At 47.8% G+C, this 14,576-nt stretch carries 17 protein-coding genes and 1 pseudogene; 7 read left to right on the top strand and 11 right to left on the bottom strand.

Translation table 11 applies throughout. The annotated features are described in order from the left end of the window. Window positions 1-328 precede the first annotated feature (328 nt). The 4 genes from HP401_RS25260 to HP401_RS25245 all read right to left on the bottom strand — a co-directional run bounded on the left by HP401_RS25260 (window position 329) and on the right by HP401_RS25245 (window position 3,343). A complete protein-coding gene (locus HP401_RS25260) occupies window positions 329-538 on the bottom strand; it encodes a hypothetical protein (protein WP_015890910.1) in 210 nt (69 codons plus the stop codon). 76 nt (window positions 539-614) lie between these two features. Beyond that, window positions 615-1,448, bottom strand: coding sequence for an ethanolamine ammonia-lyase subunit EutC (eutC, locus tag HP401_RS25255; RefSeq protein WP_173607011.1), 834 nt, complete (start codon window positions 1,446-1,448; stop codon window positions 615-617). Between the two features lie 20 nt (window positions 1,449-1,468). Further along, window positions 1,469-2,830 carry an ethanolamine ammonia-lyase subunit EutB gene (locus HP401_RS25250; RefSeq protein WP_012686290.1) on the bottom strand — a complete coding sequence of 454 codons (1,362 nt, stop codon included), beginning with the start codon at window positions 2,828-2,830 and terminating at the stop codon, window positions 1,469-1,471. A 138-nt stretch (window positions 2,831-2,968) separates the two neighbouring features. After that, the gene (locus tag HP401_RS25245; protein WP_012686288.1) at window positions 2,969-3,343 is read right to left on the bottom strand and encodes a response regulator; all 375 of its coding nucleotides are present in this window, start codon (window positions 3,341-3,343) and stop codon (window positions 2,969-2,971) included. A gap of 265 nt (window positions 3,344-3,608) precedes the next feature. Here HP401_RS25245 and HP401_RS25240 point away from each other — a divergent pair, with 265 nt between their 5' ends. Continuing rightward, window positions 3,609-4,664: a bifunctional transcriptional activator/DNA repair enzyme AdaA gene (locus HP401_RS25240; RefSeq protein ID WP_173607010.1), complete on the top strand. Its 1,056-nt coding sequence runs from the start codon at window positions 3,609-3,611 to the stop codon at window positions 4,662-4,664. An 85-nt stretch (window positions 4,665-4,749) separates the two neighbouring features. Here HP401_RS25240 and HP401_RS25235 read toward each other — a convergent pair whose 3' ends face one another. Then, window positions 4,750-5,190, bottom strand: coding sequence for an Rrf2 family transcriptional regulator (locus tag HP401_RS25235; RefSeq protein WP_012686286.1), 441 nt, complete (start codon window positions 5,188-5,190; stop codon window positions 4,750-4,752). A gap of 154 nt (window positions 5,191-5,344) precedes the next feature. Between HP401_RS25235 and HP401_RS25230 the strand changes: the two genes are divergently transcribed. Both HP401_RS25230 and HP401_RS25225 read left to right on the top strand, forming a co-directional pair. After that, window positions 5,345-6,634, top strand: a complete 1,290-nt coding sequence (locus tag HP401_RS25230) for an acyl-CoA thioesterase/bile acid-CoA:amino acid N-acyltransferase family protein (RefSeq protein WP_173607009.1) — start codon at window positions 5,345-5,347, stop codon at window positions 6,632-6,634. Between the two features lie 73 nt (window positions 6,635-6,707). After that, complete coding sequence (locus tag HP401_RS25225) at window positions 6,708-7,046, top strand: histidine triad nucleotide-binding protein (RefSeq protein ID WP_007727375.1); 339 nt, start codon at window positions 6,708-6,710, stop codon at window positions 7,044-7,046. A 10-nt stretch (window positions 7,047-7,056) separates the two neighbouring features. Here the strand turns inward: HP401_RS25225 and HP401_RS25220 are convergent, their stop codons facing one another. Next, on the bottom strand, window positions 7,057-8,034 hold the full coding sequence (locus tag HP401_RS25220; protein WP_173607008.1) for a YpdA family putative bacillithiol disulfide reductase: 978 nt from the start codon (window positions 8,032-8,034) through the stop codon (window positions 7,057-7,059). A gap of 185 nt (window positions 8,035-8,219) precedes the next feature. Between HP401_RS25220 and HP401_RS25215 the strand changes: the two genes are divergently transcribed. Then, on the top strand, window positions 8,220-9,785 hold the full coding sequence (locus tag HP401_RS25215) for an S-layer homology domain-containing protein (RefSeq protein WP_254457183.1): 1,566 nt from the start codon (window positions 8,220-8,222) through the stop codon (window positions 9,783-9,785). A 75-nt stretch (window positions 9,786-9,860) separates the two neighbouring features. Here HP401_RS25215 and HP401_RS25210 read toward each other — a convergent pair whose 3' ends face one another. Further along, window positions 9,861-10,025 carry a hypothetical protein gene (locus tag HP401_RS25210; RefSeq protein ID WP_173607006.1) on the bottom strand — a complete coding sequence of 55 codons (165 nt, stop codon included), beginning with the start codon at window positions 10,023-10,025 and terminating at the stop codon, window positions 9,861-9,863. Window positions 10,026-10,154: 129 nt separating this feature from the next. Here HP401_RS25210 and HP401_RS25205 point away from each other — a divergent pair, with 129 nt between their 5' ends. From HP401_RS25205 to HP401_RS25195, 3 genes and pseudogenes are all read left to right on the top strand, one after another. Continuing rightward, the gene (locus HP401_RS25205) at window positions 10,155-10,523 is read left to right on the top strand and encodes a hypothetical protein (RefSeq protein WP_173607005.1); all 369 of its coding nucleotides are present in this window, start codon (window positions 10,155-10,157) and stop codon (window positions 10,521-10,523) included. A gap of 16 nt (window positions 10,524-10,539) precedes the next feature. Then, a pseudogene (locus HP401_RS35760) lies at window positions 10,540-10,608 on the top strand (DUF4025 domain-containing protein); the annotation flags it as partial. A 69-nt stretch (window positions 10,609-10,677) separates the two neighbouring features. Next, window positions 10,678-11,232 (top strand): spore coat protein, encoded by a 555-nt coding sequence (locus HP401_RS25195; protein ID WP_012686279.1) that lies wholly within the window; start codon window positions 10,678-10,680, stop codon window positions 11,230-11,232. Window positions 11,233-11,326: 94 nt separating this feature from the next. Here HP401_RS25195 and HP401_RS25190 read toward each other — a convergent pair whose 3' ends face one another. The 4 genes from HP401_RS25190 to HP401_RS25175 form a co-directional block, all read right to left on the bottom strand. After that, window positions 11,327-11,485 carry a hypothetical protein gene (locus tag HP401_RS25190; RefSeq protein ID WP_173607004.1) on the bottom strand — a complete coding sequence of 53 codons (159 nt, stop codon included), beginning with the start codon at window positions 11,483-11,485 and terminating at the stop codon, window positions 11,327-11,329. A 153-nt stretch (window positions 11,486-11,638) separates the two neighbouring features. Further along, on the bottom strand, window positions 11,639-12,601 hold the full coding sequence (locus HP401_RS25185; RefSeq protein WP_064199661.1) for an L-threonine 3-dehydrogenase: 963 nt from the start codon (window positions 12,599-12,601) through the stop codon (window positions 11,639-11,641). Then, window positions 12,598-13,791, bottom strand: coding sequence for a glycine C-acetyltransferase (locus HP401_RS25180; protein WP_012686276.1), 1,194 nt, complete (start codon window positions 13,789-13,791; stop codon window positions 12,598-12,600). Before HP401_RS25180 ends, HP401_RS25185 begins: the two co-directional genes overlap by 4 nt. A 292-nt stretch (window positions 13,792-14,083) precedes the next feature. Further along, complete coding sequence (locus HP401_RS25175; protein WP_173607003.1) at window positions 14,084-14,461, bottom strand: (2Fe-2S) ferredoxin domain-containing protein; 378 nt, start codon at window positions 14,459-14,461, stop codon at window positions 14,084-14,086. Window positions 14,462-14,576: the final 115 nt, after the last annotated feature.

Below are 14,576 nucleotides of genomic sequence, written 5' to 3'. Positions count from 1 at the left end.
GTCTCTTCGACTCTGACACGCCAGCTGGGGGGATTCACTGGACGTCTCCACTTCAAAAAGGGGACCGTCGAGCCAAAGCCACCCTATGGGCGGACGTTTCTCAGAGGAGAAGTGTTCGACAAGCGTGGTCCCCTTTTGGAAGTTCCGACTGGGTAGGCGTTGTCAAGGTCTGCGAGCCCTGTGCTTTTTCTTCTCGCCAGCTTAGTTGGTTCATCGATAGCTTTAAAAAATTTGTAGTGAAGATCAATCAAGTTTAAATGATCATACAAAAAAGGAATCTGCAGCCTAAAGTTGCTGCACATTCCTTTTTGCCTTGCTTCATTCGAAGCTATACGCCCATACGTCTGCGTTGATTGTTTGGTTTTTTGGTGAGCTGGCTTTTCATTGATTGATTTTGCGCCTTTTGATTCATTGGGTTATTAGCCTGTGCTTGCGCTTGTTTCTTTTCTGCCATTTTGCGCTTCATTGCCTCTTGCAGGCTGATTTTGCCAGGCTTTTGTTCGGTGGTATTTTTTTCGTTTTGGTTTGGCTCCGTCATGCTTAGCAACTCCTCATAGAAATTGGTTATCTTCTATGTATTCTAGTGCAAGACAGGAGGAAGCGCCAGTGGGAATCTACCCGTTAATCGCCCGAAGCTGTGATAATTTAACACCACTCGCCTGGTACTTCAAAATTTCCTCCAAAAGTTCTGCAAGGTAAGCACCCGCTTCAATCGGTAGCGTGCCACCCTTATGAATATTAGAAATAACCGTACGATCTGATTCTACCGTATTGGCATCCGGTTTGTAAATCATGTAAGCACTGAGACTTTCTGCCGTCGCAAGTCCCGGTCTTTCTCCGATCAAGGAAATGACGACCTTGCAATTGACGATGGACGCGACCTGATCCTGAATCCAAACGCGACCTTTGTTAATGAAAACTGGTTTTCCTACACTGACGTTTCTCATGGAAAGACCTTGGATTAACGCAGGCAGCAAGTCTGGGATCGTCGCCTCACACGCTGAGGTGCTCAGTCCGTCCGAGATGACAATTTGCACGTCTTTGTTTTTATCCCCATGCTGCTCCAGCCAACGCGCGGACTCATCCGATAGCATCCGTCCGGAGTCGAGGTTCATTAAATACTCCTCCATGCTTGTCGCTCTTGAATGGAGGACAGGTAGTTGCAGACTCTCGATCAGCTCTGGACTGATCGTTTTCATAACCGCATCGCGTGCTGCTGCCTGATCAATCCGAAATTGGAGGTAGCTTCCCGTCTTCATCCGGGTACCCGCCCGCCCGATTCCGATGCGAGCCGGCGTTCGTTTCATCGCTTGCTCCAATGCTTCTGGATTGTTTGGATTCTTGACCCCGCATTGCTTTTCCTCAGGAAAATGAATCACTCCTTGGTCTTTTTTGGACAACTCATCGATTACACGCTGGACCAAGTCTTCCATATTGATCTGTTTCACCTTGCTTCCCTCCCCACTCGTTAGTCAAAAATGGTTAAATCGCCTGCGCGCTCTGTCAAACGACCATTTTCCATTAGGCCCATTTTTTCCATCCATTTCTCAAATTCCCGGAGAGGTCGCAGTCCCAAGAGCTCACGGTAGCTGGCGTCATCGTGGTAGCTCGTGTCTTGGTAACTGAGCATGACATCGTCCCCACCTGGTACGCCCATATAAAAATTCGCCCCTGCCAAGGTCGTCAGCATCCCTGCAATCTCCTGGTCATTCTGATCCGCATACATGTGGTTCGTATAAGTCGGAGCGATTCCCATCGGCAAACCATGCAGCTTACCCATGAACAAGTCCTCCAGATCGGCACGAATCATCTGTCTGCCATCATAAAGTGTTTCTGGTCCGATAAAGCCAGAGACGTTATTGACCATGAATGGCTTCCAGTGACGGCAAAAACCGTACGTACGCGCTTCCAGCGTTTGCATATCGACGCCTTCATGAGAGTCCAGCGACACTTCGGAGCCTTGCCCTGTCTCAAAATACATGACGTTTGGTCCCGACGCTGTGCCTTTTCGGAGCATCAACTCCATTGCCTCATCCAAAATCTCTTTATTTACGCCAAACGCATCATTCGCGCGTTGTGAACCTGCCAGACTTTGGAACATCAGGGAAATGGGCGCTCCGCCCCGAAGAGCCTGCATCTGTGTCGTGATATGGGCCAGTACGCAGTTTTGTGTAGGGATTTCCCACTTTTGCATGAAATCATGTGTCATTTTCAAGAGCTTGGTAACGCTTTCAACGGAGTCGTTATTCGGGTTAATTCCAATGACAGCGTCGCCTGAACCATAGGACAAGCCTTCCTTCATCGAAGCCAAAATACCATCGGGATCATCGATCGGGTGATTCGGCTGACAGCGGAACGCCAGTCTTCCCGGCTCGCCAATCAGTGTGTTGCAGTAGGCTTGATGCTTCATTTTTTGGGAAGCCATGACTAGGTCAATGCTGGACATCAGCTTGGCCGTAGCGGAAATCATCTCGCTGGTCAGCCCCCGACTAATTCGTGTCAGCTCAGGCATTCCTGTGGAAAACGACAAGATGTACTCCCGTAGCTCCCCTACTGTCCAATTTTTGATCTCTTCGTAAATAGAGAGATTGATATCATCATAAATGATCCGTGTCACTTCGTCCTTTTCGTACGGTATGACCGGATTTTCATATAGATCACGAAGTTGCATTTCGCTTAATACGACTTTGGCCGCCATCCGCTCCAGTGCGGAATTGGCTGCTAGTTTACTCATGTGATCGCCAGACTTTTCTTCACTCGCTTTTGCCAATACATCCCGAACCGAAGTAAACTGGTAATGCTGTTTACGTACAACGCAAGCCAATTTCATCTCTAGCTTCACTCACTTTCTTTTCAACTTTCCGTAAACTCTATCTCATGGAACGAAAAAAGCGCTTCGAAACAAAAGACGAAATACTCGCCTTGGTCCAAGCGCCGTTGCTCTTCCTATCGATTCACTTTTTTGCGTTCATTGTTTGCTTGTAAGCACAAACTCCACTGCCGGTAGCAGTTCTTCTTCCATGACGGGTTTGACCAGATAGGCACATATCCCTTTCGCTTTGGCTTGCATAACCATGTCCTTTTGACTGTAAGCAGTCAAGAGAAGGATCGCTGCGTCCGAATGCTCTCGGATAATCCCAGTCGCTGTCAAACCGTCCATAATTGGCATTTTCACATCCATAATAATCAGATGCGGGTTCCACATTTGCGTCAATCGAACGGCTTCTTTGCCGTTTTTTCCTTCAGCTACGACGTTATATCCCTGCTCTTGCAACATCTCGACCAGGTCCATACGCGTTATGGGGTCGTCGTCTATGATGATGACTCGATAATGCTGACGCAATACTCCACCTCCCGATCACCAGTGAACGGACGTGCCAACTACTCATCATTTCCATACGCAACCGACGCCGTTGTCGGTTTATCGCATATTTCTGAATACGTTTATTATATCTATATTTTCAGGCTAATTCCAGCTTAAATCCAACCCACCCTTCCCCCTTGTTGCTTCCTAGTGAAGGCACGAGAAAAAATCAATGTACGATTTTCGGCTGCAGCTATTTTGGGTGAGCGATAAAATGAAAACATAACGATGGAGGGGGAACCGAATGATAACGGCCGAGATGAAGTCCGAGTATTATCAGGCGTTACTAGATAAAAATTCAGAATATGAAGGTGTCTTTTTTGTTGGAGTCAAAACAACTGGCGTATTTTGTCGCCCGACGTGTCCAGCAAGAAAACCTAAGTTTATAAATTGTGAGTTTTTTGATCATGCCAAACAAGCACTTTTGGCCTCATTCCGGCCCTGCCAGCGCTGCCGTCCACTTTCACATCCCAATCATGTTTCAGAGCTCGTGCGTCTGCTAGTAAACGCTGTAGAAGAAAACCCCGAGCAGCGCTGGACCGAAAATGACTTTCAAAGATTATCCGTGGATGCTGCAACAGCGCGACGCCAATTCAAAAAGCGTTTTGGCATGACGTTCGTCGAATATGCAAGGGCGCGACGTATGGGGATTGCACTGAAAGAAATCAGAGAAGGAAAAGCCGTCATCGATGCCCAGCTATCCACCGGCTACGAGTCTAGTAGTGGTTTTCGAGACGCATTTTCACGAATTATGGGGGCAGCACCTACTCTTCTTGGCGATCACCATGTCTTAAAGGCATCGTGGCTGGATACGCGACTCGGTCCCATGATCGCCATTGCGGATGAAGAAGCTCTCTATCTCCTTGAATTCATTGACCGCCGTGGCTTAGAACGAGAAGTTGAACGTCTTAGACAAAGAACAAAGTCGGCGATTATCCCTGGTTCTACAGCACCTATCCGTTCGATTGAACGTGAGTTAGAGGAGTATTTTGACGGAGGGCGAACACAATTTGCAACGCCTTTGTTTTTGTGCGGATCGCCTTTTCAAAGAATGGTCTGGGAGCATTTGCAAACGATTCCTCCGGGGCATACTTCATCCTATTCCGATGTTGCAGCAGCTATTGGGAAACCAAGCGCCTTTCGTGCAGTCGCGCAGGCAAATGGTGCGAATCAGTTAGCGATTGTCATTCCTTGCCACCGGGTCATCAACTCCAATGGTGATTTGGGAGGTTACGGAGGAGGACTTTCGCGCAAACGCTGGCTGCTCCATCATGAAAAAGAAACATCCCACCCTCTTTGACCCGAATTCGTGAAACATCTGGAAAATGGATGCGGGCACTCCTTCCTAGCAAAAATGCCCTCGCTTATGCAAGGGCATTTTGTTCTTACTGCGCTTTTTCGGTTATTTTTTGACGAAGGTTATCTACGAGCTCGGACATTTTCACTCCGCCCAAAATCTCCTCCATGGCATGCTGCGCACGGGTCAAAATCAACTCCAGCACAAACTGTATATTCGCTCCCACTGGACAATCGGGATTCGGTTGCTCATGGATGTGAAAAAGTTGCCCTTCTTCCACGACATCGACTGCACGGTAAATTTCAAGAAGCGTGATTTGATCCAATTCCTTGGCGAGAGAAGCGCCGCCAGCTCCCGCACGTACGTTCACGAGCCCAGCCTTCTTCAACAGCCCCAGTACACGTCGGATCACGACTGGATTTGTATTCACACTACCTGCGATCCATTCGGAAGTGCAATGCGAATTCGAATCAATGGAAAGCAGTGATAAAATGTGAACCGCAATGGAGAAACGGCTGCTGATTTTCATACGTTGTCACCCTTTCGTTGTAATGATTATAGTTACACCGAATACAAGAAGTCAAGTTAACCATACCGTCACATTTCGTCCTGTCGAACTTTTTTCATTCTACTATAATGACTGTGTCAAGTGTTCCCGTAATCTGGAAGGAGTGTTGACAAAAATGATGCTTCCACAAATTGAAGTTACGCCTGCTACAGCCTTGATAGATGTTCCCGTCCATATTACACTCAGCGGGTTTGTCCCGAATCAATTAATCACCCTTCATGCTACTCTCAAAAACGGATTGCCTGGAGGAGATTTGACTGCATCCTCACATGCTATATTCCAAGCAGACGAAAATGGCTCGGTGGACTTGGTTTCCCAAGCTCCCTTATTCGGTACTTATGAAGGAATTGATCCGATGGGGCTTTTTTGGTCCATGAATGTCCAGACCATGCGTTTTTATCATGCTTATTCTCTGGACGACTTTCAGTTCACCCCACGCTCCACCGAGATAGAATTAACGGCAGAAGTTTACGATAAGCCCGTAGCGAAAGCAGTCGTGAAACGTATTTTTGTCTCCCGAGACGTATCGATACAGAAAGTGACAGACTATGGTCTAGTCGGTCTGTATTTTTCAAAACCCCACACAGAGCAAAGACCCGCCATTGTGGTACTAGGTGGAAGCGAAGGCGGAGTTGGTTCCGGATCACAATTCGCTGCTTTGTTCGCTTCTCACGGCTATCCGGCGCTAGCACTCGCTTACTTCCAATGCAACGATCTTCCTGACGATATTCGCCAGATCCCGATCGAATATGTTCAACGCGCCATTCATTGGTTACAGCAACAGCCCTCCGTACATCCTGATAAAATCACGTTATTCGGACGCTCCAAAGGAGCAGAATTGGCATTAGTTACAGCATCGATCGAGCAGCACGTACATGCTGTCATTGCTTCGAGTCCCAGCTCTACTGTTACTATCGGGACGGATAAGGCATTCGCTGGTTCAGACACGTTCTCCCCGCAATCCTCTTGGTCGTTTCAAGGAGAGCCTCTGCCATTCGTGCCATGGACAGAGGAGCAGTCAAAAGTCTCACAGGAGCGACTCGACGCAGGTCAACGTATCGATCATATCCATGCCGAAGCCTGGGCTGCTTGTGAGTGGTTAGAAGATGCCGAAATCCCGGTGGAAAATATCAATGGCCCGATCCTCTTCCTCTCCTCGGATGACGATCACTGGTGGCCAGCAGCAGAGCATTGCGAGCAAATGGTCGAGCGGTTAAAGAATCATCAGTTTGCTCATTCGGTGGTGCATTTGCGTTACCCGGATACAGGACATGGGATCCGTTTTCCATACATACCGACTACCCGAACACAGCTCAATGGTGGTACGCCCAAAAACAACGCCTACGCATCCGAGCACTCTTGGCGTGAGGTTCTTCAGTTTTTGGAACGGACTTTTCCAGAGTAAAAAACAGGGAAAGCCTACTTGCATGACGAAGTAGGCTTTACGATCTATCATTATAGAAAGGATGTATAGCCCTATGGACTGCTTATTTTGCAAAATTGTAAACGGAGACATTCCTTCTAAAAAAGTGTATGAGGACGAGCATGTATTGGCCTTCCACGACATTAATCCTGTCGCCCCTGTTCACGTCCTGATGATTCCGAAAAAGCATATTCAATCCGTTCTGGCTATCGAGCCTGAGGATAAGGAGCTGATCGGTCACCTCCATCTATCGCTGCAAAAAGTGGCAGAAACAATGGGCGTGAACGAGGATGGCTTCCGTATCGTAACCAACATTGGCAAGCATGGGCAACAAACCGTCTTCCATCTGCACTACCACCTCATTGGAGGCCGACAATTGGAGTGGCAGTTCTAATCAATAGCGGCTACTGCTCTTCGTGAGAGGCAATGTGGCGGGCGATACCTTCACCATGAAACCTTCCATTTTCGATAAAAATGGCGTTCGCGTGACGGCCCGCCGCAATGACTCCCGCGATATAGAGTCCTGGGATGTTCGTCTCCATTGTCTCAGGATGATGTGCTGGGATTCCCGTTTCCTCGTCAATCATAACCCCTAACGAATGAAGGAAGGTACGATCCGGACGGTATCCAATCAAAGAAAATACATGGTCATTGGCAATCGTAATAACTTCCTCGCCCATCCTCACCCTAATGGAACGTTCCTCAATTCTCTCGACTGTTGCACCAAACAGCATGCGGATGCGTCCTTTTTTGATCAGACTCTCAAAAACAGGTCTTGTCCATGCCTTGACCTTGTCAGATAGCTCCGTTCGGCGACAAATCACCGTTACCTCTGCACCTGCCCGTTCCAGCTCCATCGCCGCATCTACGGCAGAGTTATTCCCCCCTACTACCGCTACTTTCATCCCTGTATACGGATGTGCTTCCTTATAAAAGGACGAAACCTTTGGTAACTCCTCGCCTGGGACCTGTAACCGATTTGGATTGTCAAAATAACCTGTGGCGATCACCAAGTTTTTCGCTTCATACGTATGGGTTTTGGCGAAACGATCCGTAGTCGTAACCTGGAAGCCTTCTGGTGTTTTCTTCGCTTCTGTCACCGTTTCATATACGTTCACGCGCAATTTTTCTCGCGCTGCTACCAGTCGATAGTAATTGAGTGCCTCTTGTCGGGTCGGTTTGTCGTTCGCCGTTGCAAAAGGGACACCCCCGATTTCCAGTAAATCTGGTGTGCTATGAAAAATCATATAGGTCGGGTAGCGATAAATCGAATGGACAAGCGACCCTTTTTCAATAATGATGGGATCAAATCCAGCTCGTTTGCAGGCAATGGCCGCTGCCAGTCCACAAGGCCCACCGCCCACAATCAGTACGTCTTCCATTTCTCTCCGCCTCGCTTCACTCTCTCTATTTTTATTCCTCCATCATATCATATCGCATCTCCTGAAAAAGAGTTCGGGCACCCCTGCTAGGTTTCTACCAAAATCTGACCAATGAAACAATGGTTCTCCCTCCTTATACTGGATGTATGATGAAAAAACAAAAGATACATATGTGGTTAGTCTCCTTGGCTTTTCTGGTGTACGGTCTCTCTTTTGCCATCGGAGTCTCTGCATCCACAGCCTCGACGAAAAATTTAAAAGATATCGCAAACAGCTATGCGATAGAGCAAATCCGTTCGCTACAGGCGGCAGGTGTCATCTCCGGCGATGAAAACGGGTACTTTCACCCAACTCGCCCGGTGACGCGTGCTGAGTTTGTCGCGATGCTCACACGAACGCTCGGTATGAAACCGGTGGTCAGTAACGTCGCAGCCTACTTGGATGTTCCGAAAAACTCTTGGGCATACGGGTACGTACAAGCTGCTGCTGGACTTCGCATCGCGAATGGCATCGATCCTACTTCTTTTGCTCCGAACCAGACGATCTCTCGCGAAGAGGCCGCTGCATTTCTCGTACGCGCACTGGAACAAAGCATTTCGTCTTCTTACCAGTTGTCCGTGAAGGATGCCAATGCGATTTCGAGCTGGGCACGCCCCTCAGTCAGCCACGCCATACAGAAAAATTGGTTGGTTGGCTACAATGGCTACTTCCGCCCGACTCAAGCACTATCGAGAGAAGAAACCGCTGTTATTTTGTATCGAATTCAGGAGAATCTAAAGAAGCAAAACGTTACAACAAAGCCGCTTGTCTCTCTCGGATGGCAATACCAATCCACGACAGAGGAGTTCATCGCACAAGTCAAGAATAGCGGAGTCAATACACTATCTCCACGTTGGTACTTCCTGCAAAAAGACGGAACGATTAGCGACTCTACGGATACTTCCCTTGTCCAATGGGCACATGCAAATGGCAAGCAGGTGTGGCCGCTTTTCGGGAATAAATTTGATCCTGATGCTACTCACGCCATGCTGTCCGATCCCAATAAACGAAAAGCAGCCGTGCAAAAGCTTTCTTCGTTCATTGACCAATACCACCTAAATGGGATTAACATCGATTTTGAAGGGTTCTCCCCTGCGGATCGCAACAACTTCACCTTGTTTATTCAGGAGCTCGCGACTGCTCTTCACGCAAAAGGCACTGTCCTATCTGTAGATATTCCGCCTGATGGTGATTCAGACTGGAGCGATCCTTTCGATTTTGCCAAATTAGCAAAGTATGCGGATTATTTGGTAGTCATGGCCTATGAAGAGCATTGGGTAGGTGGGTCAGAAGCAGGCTCCGTAGCATCCTTGCCTTGGTTTACGAAAGTCATTACCGATCTGCTTGACGAGGTTCCGACCCAAAAGCTGATCGTCGGAATGCCTCTTTACACACGCGACTGGTACCAATCGAATGGAACATTGAAGTCAGCAGATATCAGCATCCCTGAGTCTTACCAGTTGCTCTCGCAATACAGAGCAAAAACAGTGTGGGACGATAAAGCTGGACAATACCGTTCGACGTATCAAAAGCAAGGCGTCACGCACACAATTTGGCTGGAAGAAAGCCGTTCAATTGGGCTCAAGGCTCAGGCCAGTCTGCAATGGCAAGTGGGTGGGCTGGCGTACTGGTACGTTGGCTCTGAATCAACGGATATGTGGGCAGCCATTGCCAATTCGATTACCCTTAAACATGCACGTGAAAAACTGTAAGACTCATGAAAAGAAGCGCCCGCGTCCGGCTATAGCCGTGGCAGAGGCGCTTCTTTTTGTTGTGCTAGGCAATTCTCAATAAGTCCCGGATGAGCCCGCTCCGCCAGGATGCTTGGGCGGTTCGACGACTTCGTCCTTTGACGCTTTTCGGGTCTCAAATAAATCGGTGCTTCCTGCTGCGTGCGTCCCCAGCACTTTCAGTTCTTTATTTTCTACTTCCTGATTGTTTTGTTCAGTCAATATGATCCCTCCCGAATGCAAGTTAGCTGTAGTTTGTCTCCTTTTAACGATTATTAGACAGTCATTGGTGTTTGCATGGGAATGCCCTCCTTTCTTCATACTGAAAAGGAGCAGAAGGAGGAAAGGTTCTTGCCAGATATTTTGATGAGCCCTGAATTAAAAAGAAAAACAGACGAAGCTATCCAAGGTCTCAAATTCACGAAAAATTTCCGTTCTGCAACAGCCGAGGAATGGTATCTGTTTTTGCCGGGATATCGAGATCCGCAGACAGAAGGGGCTTGCGGGAAAGTATTCATTCATTACGACCTGTTTGGAAATCGGGATGTGTTCATCAACACCACCGTGATTTTCGATGACCCAAAACTGCATGACCCTACTCTGCATCCGCTCGTCTACGCAGTGGTCGATGAGACCGTCAATCGTTTGGTTGGCTATGCAAATACGTTACTTTCGGTACATGCAGGCTTCAATTCATACTCAGCGGAATACGTGAGTTAGCACCCCTTCGCCTAATGCCCACGAGCAAGGGCTCGCCATTACACACGAACAAGTCAGCGACAATCCTTTCTCCATTTTTTCCTGAATATCCATTGATTCTATACAAACACTATCAAAGGTTGACAGTAACCCAATTCGATTACAGGAGGCTATTATGCAACGATTTGCTGCTCATGAGTTTTTAGAAACACAAGAAGCACTCCGCTCCAAACACGCCGCGATTGAAATGCACGGAGTACTTGCCGAGATGGCACAAGACCCGCAATTAACAGGTATCATTAACAGACATCAGCAAATGATCATGAACGCTTACCAGCAAGGGATTAGCCTTTTGCAGGGAAAAGGCTTCAACATTGCACCAGCTCCTATTCAATTGCGTGTAGCACAACCTACAGCAGTAGGTCTTAATAACCCGCAGATGGCTGCTCCCAACCCACACCCAACCCGCTTGTCAGATATGACGATTGCTACCCTGATGCTGAACTGGCATAAATCGGGTTCGGCAATTGGCATGCTCTGGGCAGCTGAGTGCGTAGATCCAGGTATCCGGCAATATCATGTAAATGGCGCTAATGCATGCCAGCAAATGGCTTATGAAACCTGGCAATACATGAATGCCAAAGGCTACTACCAAGCTCCACAGCTTGCCGATCACACAATGAACACGATGATTAATGCCTACCAGCCGCAACAACAAATGCTCCTGTAAGCCTCAATAACCGTCCTTGTTTGGACGGTTTTCCCTTTGTGTGTGTACGAGAAAAACCTCCCGGATTCCGGAAGGTTTTGTTTGTTTCATGGTGTCAGCTCTCTCGAACCGTCTCGCTATTATTCGACCAGCCCCAGCTTTCTATTGGTCGTTCTTCATTACTACTGTCTTTGTTGTCCTGTATATTTGGGATGACTTGTCCTTCTTCGTCATGCTTCGAATGGTTGTCCTGCAAGTTTTTTGGTAAATCCATGATTTTCCCCCTCTCTTTTCATAATATGCCCAGAGAACAGGAAAGGCATTCAAAAGTCTGATAGCGTGCATGTGAACGGACAAACAAAAAATGGCCACCTCTCTCGCATCACGGCACAAGAAGAAGTGGCACATTTTCCTTTTCTCTATTCGTTTATCCGACTTGCTGGAGCAGCTTTCCCCGCAGTTTTGCGAGCATGTCCTCGGTCATTTTGTCCAAGTCGTACTCGGCTTTGAAGCCCCACTCTTGCATGGCAGCCGTAGCATCAATGGAGTTTGGCCAGCTATCGGCAATCGCCTGACGCACAGGGTCGACTTCATAAGAGAGCGTAAACTCAGGGATGTGTTTACGGATCGCTGCTGCTACATCTTCTGGCTCAATGCTCATCGCAGTCACGTTGAACGCGTTGCGATGGATGAGCTTGGAGGCATCTGCTTCCATCAGGGAAACAATCGCATTCAACGCATCAGGCATATACATCATATCCATGTACGTGCCTTTACCGATGTAGGACGTATACGCTCCATGCTGGATCGCCTTGTAGTAAATATCTACTGCATAGTCAGTCGTACCACCACCCGGAGGCGCTACATACGAGATCAGACCTGGGAAGCGCACGCCGCGCGTATCTACCCCAAATTTTTGATAATAGTAATCGCAGAGTAGCTCACCGGAAACTTTATTTACACCATACATGGTCGTAGGGCGTTGAATCGTGTCCTGCGGTGTGTTGTCCTTCGGTGTAGTCGGACCAAATGCACCAATCGAGCTCGGTGTAAAGAACTGGCAGTTTAACTCACGTGCTGCTTCCAACGCGTTTACCAGCCCGCCCATGTTCAGGTTCCATGCCAAGAGTGGCTTTGCTTCTGCTGTTGCAGACAACAGCGCAGCCAAATGCATGATCGTATCCACGCCATGTTTCTTTGCCAGCTCAAACATCCGGTTTCCGTCTGTGACATCAAGAACTTCGAAGGGTCCAGATTGCACCACAGGATCTTCTTCGTTTTTCCGGATATCTGTAGCGATGACTTGATCCGCTCCGTAAATATCGCGTAGTTTCATGATGAGCTCGGAACCAATTTGTCCTAACGCCCCGGTTACCAGAATTTTTTTCATTTCAGGATCCCCATTTCTTTCCCAACTTTTTCGTAGATGCTAAGGGCACGATCCAGCATTTCCTTGCTATGCGCCGCTGTTGGCATATTCCGTACACGGCCGGTTCCTTTTGGTACAGTCGGGAACACGATCGCTTTCGCGTACACGCCCTCTTCATACAGTCGCTTGCTGAATTCTTGAGTTTGCTGTTCGTCTCCGATAATGCAAGGAGTGATAGGCGTTTCGCTCTCCCCGATATTGAAGCCAAGTTCTTTCAAGCCTTTTTTCAGGTAATGTCCGTTATCCCACAGCTTGTCGTGCAGCTCGGTGCTGTTCATCAAAATATCGATCGCAGCAATGGAAGCAGCCACATCCGCTGGCGTCAGCGAAGTCGAGAACAGGAAAGGTCTGCTGCGTACTTTGAGCCAGTCGATGAGCTCTTGGCGTCCCGCTACATAACCGCCGACTACCCCGATTGCTTTGGAAAGCGTGCCGATTTGGAAGTCGATTTTATCAGACAGGCCAAAATGTTTAACTGTTCCTGCCCCTTTGCCGAGAACACCAGAGCCGTGGGCATCGTCTACATACGTAATCAAGTCAAATTCTTCGGCTACCTCGACGATTTCCGGCAGCTTGGCAACATCGCCATCCATTGAAAATACGCCGTCAGTAATGACCATCAGTTTTTTATATTTGCCGGATTCTTTTGCTTCCTTCGCTTTCGCACGCAGGTCATCGATATCGGAGTGGTTCACACGGATAATTTGTGCACGAGACAGGCGGCATCCATCAATAATGGAAGCGTGGTTCAATTCGTCAGAAAGAATCGCATCGTCCTTGTCCATGACTGCAGAGATCGCAGCCATGTTGCAGTTAAAGCCAGATTGGTAAGCGATTGCAGCTTCCGTATGCTTGAAGGCAGCGAGCTTTTCTTCCAGCTTCACATGCAAGTCCAAGGTTCCGTTAATCGTACGAACAGCCCCTGCACCTACGCCGTATTTGCTTGCTGCTGCAATCGCAGCGTCCACAAGGCGTTGATCAGTAGCCAAGCCCAGATAGTTATTGGAGGAGAGATTGATCAGTTCTTTTCCTGCAATCGTAATGACAGGACCATTTGCGCTTTGCAATGGATCAATGACGTTGTACAGTCCCTTGCTCTTCAAATCTGCCAGATTTTCATGTAAAAAATGTTCAAGTGTTTTGCTCGCCAACGAGAATCCCTCCATATATTCAGCCATCGATTAGTAACTTCCACAAAAACAATTGTTCACACTGTATGGACATATCATTTTGATAAAATTCGCATAAAATCAACTTAATCTAAAGACATTTTACCACCATTTACTTAAAACGTCCACATCACAAAGACATATTGTTAACGCTTTCAATCATTTTCCTTTTGATATTGCCATCTCTCCTACTTTCTCCTTTTGTCGTAAATCGTAGACTCCTGAAAATGAAAAAACCACTCTCTTGCTTCATGAGCAGATCGTGGCCTTTTCCTCATTTTTTTGCCTTTTGTGATTTTAAGATACCGGGCTTGTTGTCTATCGTACGCACAAAACCGTTCGTTTCGAAGCGATGCGTCATCAAGGACTCTACTGGTCTGCCATTTTGAAAATGCTCTTCCACCAACTTCTGTGCATCTTCTGGCGTCACGTTTTCATACCAGATTCCCTCGGGGTACACGATCATCACGCATGCATCCTCACAGCGTCCGTTGCAACGCGTGCGGGTTGTATGTACATAGTCATCCAAACCTGCTTCGGTAATCGCTTCGCGTATCGCTACCGTAACCTCTTCGCCACCCTTGCGCATACAGCTTCCACCATTGCAAATCAGCACATGATGTCTCGTCTGAGATAAGTCCCATGTTGCCACTATAAATCCACTCCGTTCTTGTCCAACATCGATCCACACTCCCCATCATGACGGTTTCTTGTTCAATTTGCAATTCCCAGAACGTTTGGTTTTTGATAGAATATATGTTCGTATA

The sequence above is a fragment of the Brevibacillus sp. HB2.2 genome, assembly GCF_013284275.1.
Classification (GTDB): domain Bacteria; phylum Bacillota; class Bacilli; order Brevibacillales; family Brevibacillaceae; genus Brevibacillus; species Brevibacillus brevis_D.
The sequence above is the reverse complement of the archived record's forward strand: the minus strand, read 5'-3'. Positions and strand labels throughout refer to the sequence as shown.